16 protein-coding genes and 1 tRNA gene are annotated in these 17,521 nt (G+C 52.6%); 11 read left to right on the top strand and 6 right to left on the bottom strand.

Going from position 1 to position 17,521, the window contains the following annotated elements:
- Window positions 1–55 precede the first annotated feature (55 nt).
- The 4 genes from K9N21_10815 to selA form a co-directional block, all read right to left on the bottom strand.
- Entirely contained in the window at window positions 56–274 is a 219-nt protein-coding gene (locus K9N21_10815; protein ID MCF8144399.1) for a zinc ribbon domain-containing protein, read from the bottom strand.
- Window positions 274–1,242: a hypothetical protein gene (locus K9N21_10810; GenBank protein MCF8144398.1), complete on the bottom strand. Its 969-nt coding sequence runs from the start codon at window positions 1,240–1,242 to the stop codon at window positions 274–276. Before K9N21_10810 ends, K9N21_10815 begins: the two co-directional genes overlap by 1 nt.
- A 67-nt stretch (window positions 1,243–1,309) precedes the next feature.
- Window positions 1,310–1,900 (bottom strand): D-sedoheptulose 7-phosphate isomerase, encoded by a 591-nt coding sequence (locus tag K9N21_10805; protein MCF8144397.1) that lies wholly within the window; start codon window positions 1,898–1,900, stop codon window positions 1,310–1,312.
- Between the two features lies 1 nt (window position 1,901).
- Complete coding sequence (gene selA, locus K9N21_10800; protein MCF8144396.1) at window positions 1,902–3,335, bottom strand: L-seryl-tRNA(Sec) selenium transferase; 1,434 nt, start codon at window positions 3,333–3,335, stop codon at window positions 1,902–1,904.
- 663 nt (window positions 3,336–3,998) lie between these two features.
- Here selA and K9N21_10795 point away from each other — a divergent pair.
- From K9N21_10795 to lgt, 4 genes are all read left to right on the top strand, one after another.
- Window positions 3,999–4,074: transfer RNA gene (locus tag K9N21_10795), tRNA-His, on the top strand.
- Window positions 4,075–4,425: 351 nt separating this feature from the next.
- Window positions 4,426–7,227 carry an isoleucine--tRNA ligase gene (gene ileS, locus K9N21_10790; GenBank protein MCF8144395.1) on the top strand — a complete coding sequence of 934 codons (2,802 nt, stop codon included), beginning with the start codon at window positions 4,426–4,428 and terminating at the stop codon, window positions 7,225–7,227.
- On the top strand, window positions 7,194–7,691 hold the full coding sequence (gene lspA / locus K9N21_10785; protein MCF8144394.1) for a signal peptidase II: 498 nt from the start codon (window positions 7,194–7,196) through the stop codon (window positions 7,689–7,691). Before ileS ends, lspA begins: the two co-directional genes overlap by 34 nt.
- Before the next feature lie 47 nt (window positions 7,692–7,738).
- Entirely contained in the window at window positions 7,739–8,506 is a 768-nt protein-coding gene (gene lgt / locus K9N21_10780; protein MCF8144393.1) for a prolipoprotein diacylglyceryl transferase, read from the top strand.
- Window positions 8,507–8,556: 50 nt separating this feature from the next.
- Here the strand turns inward: lgt and gltX are convergent, their stop codons facing one another.
- Window positions 8,557–9,972: a glutamate--tRNA ligase gene (gene gltX / locus K9N21_10775; GenBank protein MCF8144392.1), complete on the bottom strand. Its 1,416-nt coding sequence runs from the start codon at window positions 9,970–9,972 to the stop codon at window positions 8,557–8,559.
- 290 nt (window positions 9,973–10,262) lie between these two features.
- Window positions 10,263–11,324, bottom strand: coding sequence for a hypothetical protein (locus tag K9N21_10770; protein MCF8144391.1), 1,062 nt, complete (start codon window positions 11,322–11,324; stop codon window positions 10,263–10,265).
- A 472-nt stretch (window positions 11,325–11,796) separates the two neighbouring features.
- Here K9N21_10770 and K9N21_10765 point away from each other — a divergent pair, with 472 nt between their 5' ends.
- From K9N21_10765 to K9N21_10735, 7 genes are all read left to right on the top strand, one after another.
- Window positions 11,797–12,330 (top strand): DUF177 domain-containing protein, encoded by a 534-nt coding sequence (locus K9N21_10765; protein MCF8144390.1) that lies wholly within the window; start codon window positions 11,797–11,799, stop codon window positions 12,328–12,330.
- 84 nt (window positions 12,331–12,414) lie between these two features.
- Entirely contained in the window at window positions 12,415–12,597 is a 183-nt protein-coding gene (gene rpmF / locus K9N21_10760) for a 50S ribosomal protein L32 (protein MCF8144389.1), read from the top strand.
- A 1-nt stretch (window position 12,598) separates the two neighbouring features.
- Window positions 12,599–13,594 carry a phosphate acyltransferase PlsX gene (gene plsX / locus K9N21_10755; GenBank protein ID MCF8144388.1) on the top strand — a complete coding sequence of 332 codons (996 nt, stop codon included), beginning with the start codon at window positions 12,599–12,601 and terminating at the stop codon, window positions 13,592–13,594.
- A gap of 20 nt (window positions 13,595–13,614) precedes the next feature.
- Window positions 13,615–14,364: a 3-oxoacyl-[acyl-carrier-protein] reductase gene (gene fabG, locus K9N21_10750; protein ID MCF8144387.1), complete on the top strand. Its 750-nt coding sequence runs from the start codon at window positions 13,615–13,617 to the stop codon at window positions 14,362–14,364.
- A 179-nt stretch (window positions 14,365–14,543) separates the two neighbouring features.
- Window positions 14,544–14,783 (top strand): acyl carrier protein, encoded by a 240-nt coding sequence (gene acpP, locus K9N21_10745; GenBank protein MCF8144386.1) that lies wholly within the window; start codon window positions 14,544–14,546, stop codon window positions 14,781–14,783.
- 107 nt (window positions 14,784–14,890) lie between these two features.
- Window positions 14,891–16,135, top strand: coding sequence for a beta-ketoacyl-ACP synthase II (gene fabF / locus K9N21_10740; protein MCF8144385.1), 1,245 nt, complete (start codon window positions 14,891–14,893; stop codon window positions 16,133–16,135).
- Window positions 16,136–16,213: 78 nt separating this feature from the next.
- On the top strand, window positions 16,214–17,503 hold the full coding sequence (locus K9N21_10735) for a serine hydroxymethyltransferase (GenBank protein MCF8144384.1): 1,290 nt from the start codon (window positions 16,214–16,216) through the stop codon (window positions 17,501–17,503).
- Window positions 17,504–17,521 lie beyond the last annotated feature (18 nt).

The raw sequence follows: 17,521 nt of genomic DNA, 5'->3' as shown, positions 1-17,521 counted from the left end.
ACACCGTATGGCCCCATGTCTTTCATATAATCATTTTGCCGGAGTATGAGAAGGCTCAATGACACGTGCTGCAGTTGGTGCTGGAGCAGCCTGAACAACCGGAAGACCCTGAGGAGGGGGTAAAACTGCCGCTGCTCTTGAAGCCGCAGGCGGACATGAGACGCTTTACATCCTCTCCATTGCAGCGGGGACACGTCACGTGCGCATCATCCCCCAGAACGATGGTCTCGAACTCTTCGTTGCACTTGGCACATTTATATTCATAAATAGGCATTAGCTGTTTCCTTTCCACTCTGGATTATCCAGGCCCTCGATGACCGCGGCCGCCAGCAGGGGGAACATAATCTCATGGTGCCCCACCAGGCTGAATCCTTTTCCATTGTCGAGGGTGGGCCGGTGAACCACATTGGTCATGGGTCTGTACTGTCGAATAAAGTCCATGTTGACGGTGGTGATATTTTTGACCGAATGCCCGAGATTCCGCACCAGGGTCAGGGCCTTTAGGAAGACCTCCGGCATAATGACCGCAGAGCCGAGGTTAATGAATACGCCCCCTTCCAATTCTGAAACGAGCCTGGAGAATATCCGAAAATCGCGATGGGAGGTCTTTCCGATGGCGGCCCCATCCGCACTCGGGTGAAAATGAATGATGTCGGTTCCGATAGCGACATGCACGGTCACCGGGATGTCGAGCTCATGGGCCGTTGCCAGGAGGCTGTGGCGGTTATAGGGGAACCCCCCCTCAACCAGTATGGCCCCCACGGATTCCCCCAGGCCGAGCCCTTTGTCCGCGCCTTCGATAATGGCCCTGTTAAGTACCCTCCCGGTCTCTTCGGCCATGCCGAATCTGCCGTCTCCGATGGCCTCGGCCACATCCTCCGAGGTCTTTCCGGCCATGGCGATTTCGGCGTCATGGATAATGCAGGCGCCGTTCATGGCCAGCCCGGTGATAATCCCGCGCCTTAACAAATCGATAATGATCGGGTTGAGCCCCACCTTGATGGCATGGGCGCCCATGGCAAGGATCACCGGTTTCTTCGATGCGACGGCCGTGATAATCCGGTTGCGGATTTCCAGGAGGTCACCCGCGGCCAGGATTCCTGGCAGCGACGCCAACCATCTGCGCATGGGCAGGCCGGCGGTCCATGGATTACCGAAATCGTCGACGGTTACCTTGCTTTTCCTCTCTTCCAGAGGATAGGAAATTACCTTATTCAGGGATATGGGTTTCGGTATAGTCATAATTGCACATTGCGAATGCAGGGAGTCCGGTCCAGTCTGCAGAACGTCTCACCCTGGGGCCATATATTTACGAATCGCTCTCCAGGTGTTTCTGAAAAAGGATGTAATCCACAAGGTGACAGATGATATGCTCTGTCAGGAGATGGGCCTCCTGAACACGGGCGGTTACATCACAATTTGCAGCAAGGGCCGTGTCAACCATTTCCAAGAGGTTCCCGCCATTACATCCCAGAAGTCCCACCGTGTAAATCCCCTGCCTTTTTGCGGTCTCAACGGCTGAAATGATGTTTCTGGACGCTCCGCTGGTGCTGATGGCCAGGAGGATATCCCCTTTCATGCCGAGGGCCTTTACCTGTTTGGAAAAAACCTCGTCAAAAGAATAATCATTTCCAATACTGGTAATCACGGAGGTGTCTGTTGTCAAAGCCAGTGCAGGGAGAGGGGGGCGCTCCAGGTGAAACCGGTTGACGAATTCCGCTGCCATGTGCTGGGCATCGGCGGCGCTTCCACCGTTTCCGCAGATCAGCAGCTTACGGTCCCTCAGGAAGGCCGAGGCGATCCTTTCAGCCACGCCGACAATCGCCGATCTGTTCTCGAGGACAAACTTTTCACCGGTTTCCATACAGCTCTGCACGATGTCCTGAATGATCTGCTCCATCTCAGGCCCCTTTCTCCGGTTGACCCGGTCCGCTGAGCTCTCGAATGGCCCCCACAACCACCTTGAAATCGCCTTCCTGAATGGTCCTTATGTCGAGCATCACCCTGTCTCTCTCCAGCCTGGCAATCACAGGGGGGTCATAGGACCTGAGCCAGAGTTCCATCTGATGGGAGGAGAGGGTCCCCGGAATCAGGCAGAGGAGCCGGCTCTTTAATTCCTGAAGGGGGAGGGCCCCCCCACCGACTTTTGAGGCCCCATCTGCCAACTCTATGGAAAAGCGATCGCTCCCACAGGAATTGACCAGGGCGTACAGACGCTCGGCCTTTGCCGCCAGGGAATCATATCCCTGAGATATCATTCGGAGGGTTGGAATATTCTCTATAACCCTTTGCGGGTCCCTGTAGAGCCTGAGGATTTCTTCCAGGGCCAAAAGCGTCAATTTGTCGATTCGAAGGGCCCGGTTCAGTGGATTCTTGCGGATCGCCTCCACCAGGGCCCTCTGTCCCAGGATAATCCCTGCCTGAGGACCGCCCAGCAGTTTATCGCCGCTGAAGGTGACCAGACCGGCCCCCTGCGCCAATGCCTCCTGTACGGTGGGTTCCTTGATCAAGCCATAGGTGGAGAAATCGATCAGACACCCGCTCCCCAGATCTTCCATAACCGGCACCCCGTGCCGATCTCCCAGGTGAACGAGCTCAGAAAGGGGGACGTCGGAGGTAAACCCCACCACCTGAAAATTACTGGTGTGGACCTTGAGCAGGAGCGCCGTCTCAGGGCCGATAACCTCTGCATAATCCCTAAGATGGGTCTTGTTGGTGGTCCCCACCTCCACCATCCGTGCCCCGCTCTTGCGCATGACGTCCGGGATACGGAACGACCCGCCTATCTCCACCAACTGTCCGCGAGACACCACCACCTCGCGGCCTCTGGCCATGGTTTCCAGGGCGATTAGCACGGCCCCCGCATTGTTGTTGACCACCATGGCGGCTTCCGCCCCGGTCAACTCCTTAAGGATCTCCTCAACGTGCACATACCGGCTCCCCCGTTGACCCCGGGCCAGGTCATACTCAAGATTGCTGTACCCGCCGGCAATGGACTGGAATTTCTCGATCACCTTTTCAGGGAGGATGGACCGGCCCAGGTTGGTATGAACGATAACGCCGGTGGCATTGATGACCCTTCTGAGACTGGGTCTGGATATCACTGTCAGGGTTTTGATCACTCGGAAGGAGACCGATTCAACATCCAGTCCGCCCGCTGTTTCTGAAATTCTTCCTTCCTTGATGTCTGTTCGAAGCAGGTCAAGCACCTGATGGATGGCCTTCAGGACGAGTGCCTTTGGATGGGACGTCAGCGCCCTTTGAACGGCCGGATGGATCAGTAATTGGTCTACGCCGGGTATCTGCCTGAATAACAGCTGCTTGTCTGTAGTCATGACGCTGCACACTCCTGAGGCACCTTATTGACTCTCTTTATCACGGGTCTTCCCTGGAGCGCTACTATAGGAGACTTTTGTCGGAGCGTCAAATGTTTCGTAACCCGTGCAGCAGTCCGCCTGTGCATGGCCGGCCCCCCCTCTTTTTGTGACGTTGGTAGCTTATTCCCTGGTCTTCTGTCATGAAAAACAAGAAAACATGGCCGTCCTTCCTTCGCACGCTTAGCCTTCCGTCATTCCGGCACGATTCCAGCCGGAATCCAGAAATACGGCGGACTGGATTCCGGCCAAGGGCATGCCGGAATGACGGGACAGCACACAGCCGTTTTGGTTGCGGATATCCGCTTTAGTAATATATTTCCAATAACTGCCCTGCACCCTGGGGAGAAGCTGGCGCCGTATCGGTAAGCGTACGAAAGATTTCCGGGAGTTGCACCAATACCTTTTTTTATCTGCGACTGTCAGCCCGCCTTAAGCCCTGTTCTCTGGTGGCTGGCAGGTCGTGAAAAAAACCGCACCTGTTACCAGTAAATGAGGATTTGTGGTTATGATATCCTCACAATTTTCCGGTGTGTACCGAAAAGCTGAACCAGGGGGAATGGGTTTCGGGAAAATTTATGTTGCAAAGGAGATGAAGGCCTGTTATATTATCTTTTTTAAATGGTGGATGTAGCTCAGTTGGTAGAGCACTGGGTTGTGGCCTCAGTGGTCGAGGGTTCGAGCCCCTTCATCCACCCCAAGATAACCACTAAGGGGTGAGTTTAAAAACTTAACCCCTTATTTTTTAGTGCCTGAACGAAAACCCCGTTCAGGCACTATTGAATATTCAAGAATTGAAAAGTGAAAATTGATGGAACAAAATTTACATTAACAGAACCTCTTCTCATGGTTCACTGTTTCTTGATTTTCCGGGTTTCCGTTCGGGTACTATTTATATTGAAAAGGCCGCCACGCACCTTTTTTCCCTCCAAGCAGCTCGCCTTTAAAAAATCCGAATGATAATTTTTCCAGTGAATGCGATGTTGAAATTGACTCGATAAGCGATATCTGATATTTTAATAAATTATCCCAATTTCCGGAGGCGCATTTCATGGACTACAAGCAAACCCTCAATCTGCCCAACACCCCATTTCCGATGAAGGCGAACCTGGTGAAACGGGAACCGGAAATCCTCGAGAGATGGGAGCGCATGGATCTCTACAGGATCATCCGAGAATCCTCCACCGGTCGAAAACGCTATATGCTGCATGACGGTCCCCCTTATGCCAACGGCAATATCCATATGGGTACCGCCTTTAACAAGGTGTTGAAGGATATCATCGTCAAATCAAAGCAGATGTCCGGGTTTGATGCGCCCTATGTCCCGGGCTGGGACTGCCACGGCCTCCCCATAGAGCACCGGGTGGATGGTGAACTGGGGCCCAGAAAGCTGGAAATGTCACAGGTGGAGATTCGCAGGTTCTGTCGTAAATATGCTGAAAAATTTATCGATATCCAGCGGAATGAGTTCAAACGACTGGGCGTCCTGGGGGAGTGGGACAAGCCCTATCTCACCATGAATTATCCTTATGAGGCCACCATCGTCAGAGAATTCGGCAAATTCGCACTGAACGGGAGCCTGGTGAGGAGCAAAAAACCGATATACTGGTGCATCTCGTGTAAGACGGCCCTGGCCGAGGCGGAGGTGGAATATGACGAACATCGCTCCCCTTCTATCTTTGTCAAATTTCCGATGGCATCCGAACTGGACCAGTTGGACCCGAAGTTGAAGGGAAAAAAGGTTTCCATTGTGATCTGGACCACCACGCCCTGGACACTCCCTGCCAATCTGGCCGTGGCCCTTCACCCGGGTTTTAAGTACGCGGCGGTTGAAACCGACCCTAATGAAGTCCTGATCTTGGCGGAAGGGCTCGTGAATTCCTGCATGCGCACCTTCGGTATAAATTCCTATGAGATCCTCAATCAGTATAAGGCCTCCGATCTGGAAGGCCTTGAGGCGAAACACCCGTTATATGACCGACGGTCTGTGATTGTCCTGGCCCCTTATGTGACATTGGAGGCGGGAACCGGATGTGTTCACACCGCCCCCGGACATGGGCGGGAGGACTATGAGACGGGACTTCAATATAATCTGGAGGCCTATTCCCCTGTGGATGACGCAGGCCGCTTTACCCCGGACGTTGAATACTTTGCCGGAATGGAGGTATTTGAGGCGAATCGGGCGGTCAATGACAAGCTCAAAGAGGTGGGGGCACTCCTCAAGGAGGAGGGCATCTCCCACGAATACCCCCACTGCTGGCGGTGCAAAAAGCCCGTAATTTTCCGCTCCACAGAACAATGGTTTATCTCTATGGAGAAAAACAATCTCAGGAAGAACGCCCTGGATGCCATCAGAAAGGTCTCCTGGATACCGTCATGGGGAGAGGACCGGATTTTTAAAATGATCGCCAACCGGCCGGATTGGTGTGTTTCCCGCCAGAGGGCATGGGGCGTTCCAATCACCGTGCTCTTCTGCCAAGATTGCGGCGAACCCTTGGTCTCGCAGGAGATCATCGATCATGTGGCCGCTATGGTTGAAACATCCGGGGCGGATATCTGGTTTATGAAGTCTGAACAGGAGCTGGTCCCCCCGGGGGTACAATGCCCTAAATGCGGATCGGATCGGTTTAGGAAAGAGACCGATATCCTCGACGTCTGGTTCGACTCGGGCGTCAGTTATGCAGCGGTGATGGAGAACCGGAGCTATCTGGACAGCCCGGCAGACCTCTATCTGGAAGGGAGCGATCAGCATAGGGGGTGGTTTCACAGTTCGCTCCTCTGCTCGGTCGGGACCCGCAACCAGGCCCCGTACAAGAATGTCCTGACGCACGGCTTTGTGGTGGACGGGGCGGGCAAGGCCATGCACAAGTCGGCTGGCAACGTAATTTCGCCCGAGGCGTTGATAAAGAAGTACGGTGCTGAAATCCTGCGACTCTGGGTGGCGGGAGAAGATTACCGGGACAACATCCGTCTATCAGAAGAAATCCTTCAGCGGTTGACAGAGGCCTATCGCCGGATCCGGAATACCTGCCGCTATCTTTTAGGCAATTTGAATGATTTTGAGCGCGGAAAGGACCAGGTCCCTTACCAGGAGATGGAAGAACTGGACCGCTGGGCCCTCAGTCGGGTTCAGGGATTGAGTCAGCGGGTTCTGAAGGCATACGAAGACTTTAATTTTCATCTGGTCTATCACAATCTCCACAACTTCTGCGTACTGGACCTCTCATCCTTTTATTTGGACATCATCAAAGACCGGTTGTATACATCTCCAAAGACATCCCGGGCAAGACGCTCGGCCCAGACTGCCATGAATGAAATTCTGGAGGTTCTGACCCGGCTGATGGCCCCTGTTCTCTCTTTTACCGCCGATGAAATCTGGCAGTATATGGAGGACGTAAAAGATCGGGCCCAAAGTGTCCATGCCGATTGTTTCCGTCCGGTAAACGACGCATACAGAGATCCGGAATTGGAAAGGGTGTGGGAACAGATTATCGCTGTTCGAAAAGAGGTCACCAGGATCCTGGAAATCGCACGAAAAGAAAAGCGGATCGGCCACTCTCTGGATGCATCTGTACGTTTAGGTGTTTCCGAGGAATTAAATGATTTATTAGCAAGTTACGTATCCCAACTAAAGTTTATATTTATTGTTTCATCAGTGGTGATGGTAGATATCGACCAGATGGATGGGGGGCATGAGAGTGAGCTGGTCCCCGGACTGAAGGTGGCGGTGTCTTCCGCAACCGACCCCAAGTGCGAACGGTGCTGGGTCCATGATCCCTCTATCGGGGAGGACAGTCAATATCCCACGATCTGCAAGCGATGCCGGAACGTTTTAGAAGAAATTACACCTTGATGATCGGTCCCGCCCTTGGCGTGGTCATCCTGGATCAGATAACAAAGGCAATGATTACCGGTGCCTTGAAGGTTCACGAGTCGATACCTCTGATACAGGGTTTCTTTAATCTGGTCCACGTCAGAAACCGGGGCATGGCCTTCGGGCTTATGAGCAGGTCCCATGCGGATGCGGCCTTCTGGTTTCTGGTGGGGGCCAGTTGCGTCGCCATCGGGCTGTTGCTTTTCTGGTTTTTCCGCCTCAAAGGTGACGATACCCGGATGACGCCGGGACTTTCACTGATCCTGGGCGGTGCCATCGGGAACCTGATCGATCGGATTCGGTTCCGAGAAGTGGTGGATTTTCTCGATGTTTTCTGGGGCCCCTACCACTGGCCCGCATTCAACGTGGCGGACGCGGCCATCACCATCGGCACCATCTGGGTGGCCATCACGATAATTTCCCGGCCGTCATCCGCGGATTGACTGCGTTAAAAAAAGTCCTGCAAATATAATAATATCCGGGGTGCGTCATGTTTCCAGATCTTTTTTCCATAGGTCCGTTTAGCCTCCATACTTACGGCCTTTTTGTGGCCACCGGCTTTCTGGTCGGTCTCATGGTGGCCATCAAGATCGGAAAGTCCGAAGGGATACCGCCGCAGCAGACCACGGATATCGGTTTTCTGATGATCGTGGCCGCCATCGCTGGATCCAGGATCATGTATGTCCTCATGAATCTCTCTTATTATATGGAACGGCCAACGGATATTTTCAAGATGTGGCAGGGAGGGCTTGTTTTTTCAGGGGGGATTGTCTGTGTGGTATTGGCGGTTGTGTGGTATACCAGGAGGCATCAGCTTTCATTCTGGAAAATGACCGATATGTGGGCGCCTGCAATGGCCATCGGTCAGGCCATCGGCCGAATCGGCTGCTTTATGGCCGGATGCTGCTATGGTAAACCCACAGGGTCCAGTTGCGGGGTGGTGTTTACAGACCCCCATTCGCTGGCGCCCTTGAACATCCCCCTCCATCCGACGCAGCTCTACTCCTCTGCCGGCAATTTCATTATTTTTGTTATCCTTCTATTGCTTCACCGCAAAAAGACCTTCGACGGACAGGTCTTTCTCTGGCTCCTGGTGCTGCACAGCACGGCACGCCTTTTTGTGGAGCGTTTCAGGGGGGATGACCGGGGAATGCTGCTGGGAAGCGGCATGACCATCACCCAACTGGTCACGCTGGTGATCCTCATTGCCGCCATCGTGACGCTCTTCATCTTCAAGCGGCGGGGGGCCGGGAATTAAGAGGCTCCGCGGATCAGCTGGAGATGCGGCGATAATCGCCAATGGCCGCTTCACCCTTCCTTCTTGGCCTTGATATGGACAACGGCCTTTTTGATCCTCTCGATCACCTTATTCTTTCCCAGCACTTCCATGACTTCAAAGATTCCAGGGCTGGCCGTCCGGCCTGTGAGCGCGACCCTGAGCGGCTGGGCAAGTTTCTTGAGCGGGACCTGTTCCGCAGCCAGGAATTCCGCAAAGAGGGTTTCGATGCCCTTCCGATCGAAATGGGAGAGGACTTCAATCCTGCCACACAGCGATTCAAACAGGTCCACAACATCCTGTTTCAGAAACTTGTTATCGCCTTTTTTTTCATAATCGATATCATCGGACAAGCAGAAACGGGCGCCTTCAACCATGTCGACCAAGGTCTTACTCCGAACCTTGAGTATAGAAGCGACAGCGGCGATTTTCTCAATATCGAGACCCTGGAACCCCTCTTTTTCCAGAAAAGGCCTCAGGCGTTCTGCCAGGAACCGGTCTGAAGACTCCCGGATATGCCAGGCATTGAGGTCCAAGAGTTTTTCTGCATTGAAGACCCCTGCAGCCTTGCCCACGTGGTCCAGTGAGAATTTTTCTATCAATTCTTCCATGGAGAATTTCTCCTGATCCCCATGGGACCATCCCAATCTGGCCAGTCCATTCAGGAGCGCATGGGGGAGGTACCCCATCTCCCGATACGCCAGGACCGACATGGCCCCGTGTCGTTTGCTGAGCCTGGTTCGGTCAGGCCCAAGGATCATCGGCAGATGCGCGTATTGGGGAATCGGTTCTTCAAGGGCCTTGTAGATCAATATCTGGCGCGGGGTGTTGTTGACGTGGTCATCTCCTCTGATGATATGGGTCATCCCGAGGCTGATGTCGTCGGCCACCACCGCAAGGTGATAGGTGGGGCTTCCGTTCGATCTGCGGATGACGAGGTCGTCAAGTTCCTCGTTATTGAAGCGAATCGGACCTTTTACCAGATCATTGAACTGCGTGATCCCTGCGTGTGGGGTCTTGAGCCTGACGACCGATCCCTGGGCCGGGCAGAGACCCAGGTCCCGGCAGGTGCCGTTGTATTTGGGTTTGAGTCCTTTTTTTCTGGCCTCCTCCCGTTGTCGATCCAGGGTTTCAGGTGAACAATGACAGTGGTAGGCCTCGCCTTTCTCAAGAAGGCGATCAATCACCTCGTTATAGATATGGTATCTGCGGGACTGGAAATACGGTCCTTCATCCCAGTCAAGGCCGAGCCACTCCATCGACTCCAGAATAGCGGTTGTGGCCTCTTCTGTTGATCTCTGTTCATCGGTGTCTTCAATCCGCAGGATGAATTTCCCACCCCGCTGCCGGGCAAAAAGCCAGTTGAACAGGGCCGTCCGGGCCCCCCCGATATGAAGATAGCCGGTGGGGCTGGGTGGAAACCGGGTCACCACGTTCGTATTTGACATAACGGCCAACGTATCCTCCGCTCAATGAAAATCATCAATTCAACCTGAATAGATGATTTAAGTGAATTTAAAAAAGCGTTGCTTATATGCGTGACCTTCTCTTCTGTACAGCAAAAGGTCTCTTCGATATTGCAACCGGCGATGCCCCTCTTGAATCGTATGGGGGCCAGCGCCACTCTTCCCAATCGAGATATCCTCTTCCCCCATGTTCCAGCCGGAACAGAATGTCCGGCCGCCGGCGCCTCTCTGACCCTCGAGTTTCACTCGGGCTTTTGCGGCACGAAAAAGGATCAGTCATCCGTTGAATAAACCCAGTTGTAATGGAGCGGAGTTGCGTGAAGGGCCTCCAGTTTGGGATGGAGGAGTTCGTTTCTAAGGGTAAGCCAGTTGTACGCCGGCCGGATTTTTCTCAGCTTGCCGTCTTTCGGCGGTCTTGAATGGGTCGTATAGGAATAGGATGCCTCAAGGATGCCCAGGCAGGAACCGTCTCCGTCGTAAAGGTAGTTGGACCGAAGGCCATCCAGGGGGATATTCTGCGCCTTGGACAGTGCGGCGATCTGGTTTTCATTAAATTGTATCAGAAAAAATTTTGATACGCCCCTTTCAGAATATCTGTACATGGTCCGTGACTCTGCACTCGACACATATACCGTTGAGACGGAATCCAGTTTCCTCAATAGCTGGGCTGCAATGAGACCGGCCGTTCGTCTTCCCCCGACGCTGTGATGACAGCCGTAATATTCGAAGAGTTTGTTTTGGAGAATCCGGGCTTCTTTCTCTCCATTTTCATACAGATTGTTCTGAATATACTTGAGCCATTTGGCCAGATCTTCCGAAGCATCCGCAATAGGCCAGTCGATTTTGACATGAAAATGGGTGAGGGCATACCGGTTTTTCTTCTTGACAGTGGGATCCTGCTGTATGAGCAGGGCATAATCGATATCCAATAGGTTTTCAAGAAGATCAAAAAATCCGGGACTCTCAAAATAGCGGAGGTTTTGATGGAAGGCCTTGTAAAGCGTGAATTCGGGCAAGTATTGAAGGTTTTTTTTGACGATACTGTTTTCCGGAGAAAACCGGATATAATTTTTCAATTCCGTGCTGAGCACGCCTTCGCAGAGGATGACAAGAAAGGTGTTGAAAAATTCCGACTCCTTTTCCATCTTTTTTGATTTGGGTTTAAGTTCGCTTTTTTCAACAAAGCTGTATTGCGCCCCATTTTTCTGGTAATTATAAAAAGAGTCTATCATTGAGATCTTCATGAGACGGCGTTCGAGCGCGTCTCTCAGCAGCTCGTAAATCGAGCGACGCAACCGTTCATAATAGCTTAACTGTTCTCTGTATTTCCACATGAAAAAATCGTCCCGGCACCCGCGCCGCAGGTATGCCTTTAAAAAATAATAAATTCCATCAATGACAGGTCAATTGATAATCTTAACCACAGGGATGTGTGGGATATTTCGATGCTCCATCCCGGCCTTCAGCGGGATGGGTCCTGTCGCAGAGATCGGGCCTCTGGTTCGTAGTGCCGGGCCTACGCCCCGGAGGGCAAAAGGGGCATGTTCAGAGGTTCTGCCTAATCTATTTTACTCTGGGCACAATTCGATACAAAATTGAGGTATGATATTATTTGAAAATGTGCTAAGTGTCAATAAAAAAAGAAACTTTTCCGGATGGAGAGATCTCCTTGCAAGTGTTCCCCGGAGGGTGTTCCCGAAACAGCCTACATAAATATATTGACAAAATAGGAATTTTTCATATATTCACTAACTTTTGCCTTCAAACGCATCGGATGTGCCCATTTCAAATGTGGGTCACCACCCAATGATTATTCGTTTAAAAGAGATACTGCAGGCGCCCCGTCACATTGACCTCAGTTTTGGATCGAACTGGTGGCGGATGGAGGATTCCGGTGACCCGGTCCTGGATCTTGACGGGCCTTTGGAGGTTCATCTGACGATTTTCAAGGAAGGAGGCCACTATGTTGTGGACGGCAGCCTTTCAGGTAAAATCCGAGTAAGGTGCGACAGATGTCTGGAAGTCTATTCCCGTGAAGTTCAGTCTGATTTCAGACTCCTTCTTGCGTCTCCGCTCCCTGAACCGATCGGCAGCGAGATTGTGCTCTCGGAAGAAGATATGTCGGTCGACTTCTCAGCTGATGATGCAATTGAGATAGATCACCTTGTCAGAGAACAACTCTATCTCACCTTGCCGATAAAATTTCTGTGCCAGGAGCGTTGCCGAGGGCTTTGCCCCGTGTGTGGGATAAACCTGAATCAGGAAGAATGCACATGCCGGACGAAAAGGGGGCATCCGGCATTTTTGAAGTTAAAGGAACTGGAATTGAACAGAGATTAAATCTGGTATTAATCACATATATCTTGAGCCATCCGTCGGGAATATCGATTTCCGCCGGAGGTGAAGCGGAGTGAATTTTAAGTCATGGCTGTACCCAAAAAAAAGAAATCAAAGTCTAAGCGGGATACGAGACGTGCCCACGATGCCATCCAACTGCCTAATACCGGCACTTGCCCACAGTGTCACGAGCCTGTTTTGCCTCATCATGTGTGCCCCGAGTGCGGGACCTACAGGGGTAAAACAATCATAAAAATTAAAGAGAGCTGATATGAACGTGGCCGTGGACGCCATGGGGGGTGATCATGCCCCTGGATTGGTGGTTCAGGGTGCATTGGATGCTGTTGCTGAACTCGGCATCCATATCATTCTTGTCGGTCATGAGAAGAGGGTGGCAGAGGCGCTCAATGGTCATCCGGTGGATAGTCATATTTCCTTCCATCACTGCGAAGATGTCGTGCGAATGGAGGAGTCGCCGCTTAAGGCCTTGCGCAAAAAAAAGGACGCCTCAATCCGGGTTGCGTTTGAACTCGTAAAAAGCGGCCATGCGGACGCCGTGATCAGTGCCGGCAATTCAGGGGCAACACTGGCTGCCGCCGTCATGACATTGGGCCGGATGAAAGGGGTAGACCGACCTGCGATCGCGGGCATTCTCCCTACAGAGAGGGGCCCCATCGTGCTGATCGATGTCGGTGCCAATGTAGATAGCAGGCCATCTCACCTTTTTCAATTCGGGGTGATGGCCAACGCCTTCGCCTCTTCTTGTCTCGGAATAAGCGACCCGACGGTGGGGCTTCTGAGCATCGGCGAGGAAGAAGGTAAGGGAAATGAACAGGTCCGCCTGGCGCGGGAGCTGTTTGTCAAGAGTGACCTCAATTTTGTAGGAAACGTGGAGGGACGCGACATTCTTTCAGGCAAGGTCAAGATCATTGTCTGCGACGGGTTTGTCGGAAACGTGGTGCTGAAATTGACCGAGGGGACAGTGGCGGCCATGGGACAGGTCATTGAAAGGGAATTGATGGGGTCTTTCTTAGGCCGGGCCGCCTTGATGCTGGGCCGCAATGCCATCTATAACTTCATTCGGAAACTGGATTATGAGGAGCATGGCGGGGCTCCCCTGCTGGGCATCAACGGTGTCGGGATGATCTGCCATGGAGGGTCTTCGGCCAAAGCAATCAAAAATGCCATCTCCATCGCGGTTCAGTATGTGAACAACCGGGTCCTCGAAAAAATGACGCTTCAATTGCAGACATCCAAATCCTGCTAATCAGATCAATGGGGAAAACCATGGAGCACTCACGCTCAAGAGTCGTTGTTATTACTGGAGGGTCCAGAGGAATCGGGCGCTCAGTGGCCTTCAAATTTGCGAAAGAAGGCGCCCGGATTATTCTGGCCCACTTTGATGCAGACGAGTCTGCGGCCCGGGAGACTCTGGACAACCTGGAGAGTAAAGGGATAACCGCAGAGGCCCACAAGCTGGACGTATCTTCATTCGAATCCGTAGATCACTGGTTCGGGGATATTTTCACGCGATTTGAGGGCGTTGATGTCCTCGTGAACAATGCCGGCATCACCAGGGACACCCTTTTGATGCGAATGGGTGAAGAGGAGTGGGATGCCGTTTTAGGCGTGAATCTGAAGGGTGTATTCAACTGCACCCGGGCCGTTGTACGGCCCATGATAAAACAGAGAAGCGGGCGGATTGTTAATATTACCTCCGTTGTGGGACAGATTGGAAATGCGGGACAAGCCAATTATGCCGCTTCCAAGGCCGGGGTCATGGGCTTGACCAAGACGACCGCCCGCGAGTTGGCCGGAAGGGGCATTACTGTTAACGGGGTGGCCCCGGGGTTCATTGACACCGAAATGACGGCCGCGCTCTCTGACAAAGTCAAGGAGAGTTTCCTGAGCCAGATTCCAATGGGGAGAATGGGGATGCCCGACGATGTGGCCGAGACCGTATACTGGCTCTGTTCCGATGCCGCCGGCTATATCACCGGACAGATTATTCATGTAAATGGCGGGATGTATATGTAGCGGGGGCGTCCTCTTGCCCGGCATCCGGATAGCCGTACAAGGTCATGTCTTCGGTCGTGAATACCGGCTTCAAAATGATGCCTGAATATCCGGGCTCTAATATCCCTATATCAAATATGCGACACAGTCGATTTTTCGCGGTAATGCGAACATCATTTAAATTATGGAGGTAACGGTTTATGTCAGCAGTTGAGGACAAAATTAAAAAGATCATTTGTGAACAGTTGGACGTTGGCGAAAAGGATGTCGTTCCGGAGGCGTCGTTTGTGGATGATTTGGGTGCCGATTCATTGGACCAGGTGGAATTGATCATGGCGATGGAAGAAGAGTTTGACGTCTCTATCCCGGATGAAGATGCAGAAAAAATAGGGACCGTGCAGGATGCCATTGACTATATCCAAAAGGCGCTTGAAAAATAGTCTGTGGCCGGCCTCCTGAGAGCCTCATCAGAACGCAGGGTCTCGACGTTCACACGTCCCGCCGCAGACATGCAACATCGAACAATAGCATCTGAAGGAGCAGGAAGATGGCCAGAAGGGTTGTGGTAACAGGTCTGGGGATGGTTACTCCCCTGGGAACCGGTGTCGAGAAAAGCTGGGAAGCGGCATGCTCCGGTGCGTCGGGGATTGCTCCGATCACCAAGTTTGACGTGTCGGGATTTTCCTCGCAGATTGCCGGTGAAGTCAAAGACTTCAGATCACAGGACTTCATGGATAAACAGGAGATCCGGCGCTTCGATATATTCATCCACTATGCCATTGCATCAGCAAGGATGGCCCTGGAGGATTCGGGGTTGAGAATCGACGCCGGCAACTGCCATCGGGTCGGCTGTGTGACCGGAACCGGTCTGGGCGGGCTTACCATGCTGGAAAATTATCACTCCATCCTCTTAGAGAGAGGACCGAAGCGCATCAGCCCGTTTTTTATCCCCGGAATCATTGCCAATATGGTCCCCGGACAGATCGCCATCGAGTTTGGGGCCAAAGGACCCAATCTCTCTATCGAGACGGCGTGCGCAGCCAGCGCGCATGCTATCGGCGAATCCTTCCGGATGATACGGGACGGCATTTCAGATGTCATGATCACCGGTGGCGCAGAGGCGGTTATTACGCCCCTGGCCCTCGGAGGCTTCTGCTCCATGCGTGCGCTTTCCACAAGGAATGATGCACCGGAAAAGGCCTCCAGACCTTTTGATCTGAATCGGGATGGGTTCATCATGGGTGAAGGTTCCGGCATACTCATTCTGGAGGATCTGGAGACCGCGCTCGAAAGGGGTGCAAAGATCTACGCCGAGGTCGTCGGCTACGGACTGACAGCGGATGCCTATCATGTGTCAGCGCCCGACCCCGAGGGGGAAGGGGCGATTCAATGCATGAAAATGGCCCTTGATTTTGCAGGACTAACCCCTGAGAGGATCGATTATATCAATGCCCACGGCACCTCTACAAAACTAAACGACCTGTCTGAAAATAAGGCCATAAAGGCGGTATTCGGAGCGCACGCGTACAAACTCTGTATCAGTTCCACAAAATCGGTCACGGGGCATCTCCTCGGCGGGGCAGGGGGAGTGGAGGCCATTTTTACGGCACTGACCTTAAAAAATGGAATCATTCCCCCAACCATGAATTATGAGACCCCTGATCCGGAATGCGATCTGGATTATGTGCCCAATGTTGCACGGAAGGCGGATGTCAAGCTGGCCATGTCTAATTCATTCGGCTTTGGCGGCACCAACGCCAGCCTCATCTTAAAGGCCTATGAAGAAAATTAGATAAGAACTCATCCCCTTTTCCCCTGTTTTCAAATTCGCAACGCCTTCATGAAAATCGAGGTTTGGCTAAACAAAGCGATGGTAAACGGACAAAGACTCATAGATCTGGACCCGGAAGTCTATAACGCGATCAGCGCGGAACTGAAAAGAGAACAGCGCACCCTGGTCATGATTGCTTCGGAGAACTATGCCAGCCGTGCCGTAATAGATGCCCAGGCCAACGTGATGACCAATAAATATGCAGAGGGCTATCCCGGAGCCCGTTATTACGGCGGGTGTGAATCCGTGGACAGGGTTGAAATACTGGCAATTGATCGGGTGAAACGGTTATTTGGTGCCGAGTATGCAAATGTACAGCCCCATTCCGGTTCTCAGGCGAATATGGCCGCTTATCTGGCCTTTCTCACGCCCGGCCACACCATCATGGGCATGGATCTCTCCCATGGAGGGCATTTGACCCATGGGAGTCCTGTGAACTTTTCAGGTAAATTTTTCAAGACGGTTTTTTATGGGGTAGATCCAAAAAGCCACCTGATAGATTATGGTAAGGTGAGAACACTGGCCAGGGAATGCAAGCCTCAGATGATTGTGGCCGGGGCGAGCGCCTACCCCAGGCGCATCGACTTTGCGGAATTCGCAGATATTGCACGTGAATGCGGAGCATATCTCATGGTGGACATGGCGCATATCGCCGGGCTGGTGGCTGCCGCGCTCCATCCCTCACCCGTTGGAAACGCCGACGTCATCACCTCCACCACCCATAAGACCCTGAGAGGCCCCAGGGGCGGATTCATCCTCTCTTCTGAAAAATATGGTGCCAGACTGGATAAGGGCGTTTTCCCCGGTACGCAGGGGGGGCCATTGATGCATGTGATCGCGGCCAAGGCGGTTGCATTCGGAGAATCCCTTGATCCGTCTTTTGTCGATTACCAGAAACAGGTGGTTATAAACGCGAGGGTGCTCGCAGAGGCGCTTATTGGACGTGGTTTTGAGCTGGTATCGAGAGGTACCGATACTCACATGGTCTTAATTGACCTGACGGCAAAAGGGATCACAGGCCTGGAGGCAGAGCAACGTCTTGGAAACGCCGGAATTGTTGCAAATAAAAATAGCGTCCCCTTTGACCGGCGGGGTCCCAAGATAACGAGCGGTCTGAGACTGGGCACGCCGGCCCTTACGACTCGGGGCCTTAAGGAACCTGAAATGAAACAGATCTCGGCCGTGATCACGGACCTGCTGGAAAACCCAAAGGACGCCCGGATTCTGGAGCGGGCTCAGGGAATCGTCTCCGATCTATGCAACAGCTTCCCGATATATGATCAGGATTGCGGAATTCAGGGATTGAGAAATTTTTGGGGAAGATCTTAACTCGCTGTAGGTGGCCTT

Source organism: Deltaproteobacteria bacterium (assembly GCA_021737785.1).
Lineage (GTDB): Bacteria > Desulfobacterota > DSM-4660 > Desulfatiglandales > Desulfatiglandaceae > AUK324.
This window is presented reverse-complemented; position numbering and strand designations above follow the sequence as displayed.

Bases quoted from the DNA above. Each gene is read 5' to 3' on its own strand.
- plsX (MCF8144388.1), top strand. From the start codon at position 12,599: ATGAACGTGGCCGTGGACGCCATGGGGGGTGATCATGCCCCTGGATTG.
- lgt (MCF8144393.1), top strand. From the start codon at position 7,739: ATGTTTCCAGATCTTTTTTCCATAGGTCCGTTTAGCCTCCATACTTAC.
- K9N21_10765 (MCF8144390.1), top strand. From the start codon at position 11,797: ATGATTATTCGTTTAAAAGAGATACTGCAGGCGCCCCGTCACATTGAC.
- K9N21_10735 (MCF8144384.1), top strand. From the start codon at position 16,214: ATGGTAAACGGACAAAGACTCATAGATCTGGACCCGGAAGTCTATAAC.
- K9N21_10810 (MCF8144398.1), bottom strand. From the start codon at position 1,242: ATGACTATACCGAAACCCATATCCCTGAATAAGGTAATTTCCTATCCT.
- K9N21_10815 (MCF8144399.1), bottom strand. From the start codon at position 274: ATGCCTATTTATGAATATAAATGTGCCAAGTGCAACGAAGAGTTCGAG.
- fabG (MCF8144387.1), top strand. From the start codon at position 13,615: ATGGAGCACTCACGCTCAAGAGTCGTTGTTATTACTGGAGGGTCCAGA.
- ileS (MCF8144395.1), top strand. From the start codon at position 4,426: ATGGACTACAAGCAAACCCTCAATCTGCCCAACACCCCATTTCCGATG.
- selA (MCF8144396.1), bottom strand. From the start codon at position 3,335: ATGACTACAGACAAGCAGCTGTTATTCAGGCAGATACCCGGCGTAGAC.
- K9N21_10770 (MCF8144391.1), bottom strand. From the start codon at position 11,324: ATGTGGAAATACAGAGAACAGTTAAGCTATTATGAACGGTTGCGTCGC.
- fabF (MCF8144385.1), top strand. From the start codon at position 14,891: ATGGCCAGAAGGGTTGTGGTAACAGGTCTGGGGATGGTTACTCCCCTG.
- gltX (MCF8144392.1), bottom strand. From the start codon at position 9,972: ATGTCAAATACGAACGTGGTGACCCGGTTTCCACCCAGCCCCACCGGC.
- lspA (MCF8144394.1), top strand. From the start codon at position 7,194: ATGCCGGAACGTTTTAGAAGAAATTACACCTTGATGATCGGTCCCGCC.
- K9N21_10805 (MCF8144397.1), bottom strand. From the start codon at position 1,900: ATGGAGCAGATCATTCAGGACATCGTGCAGAGCTGTATGGAAACCGGT.
- acpP (MCF8144386.1), top strand. From the start codon at position 14,544: ATGTCAGCAGTTGAGGACAAAATTAAAAAGATCATTTGTGAACAGTTG.
- rpmF (MCF8144389.1), top strand. From the start codon at position 12,415: ATGGCTGTACCCAAAAAAAAGAAATCAAAGTCTAAGCGGGATACGAGA.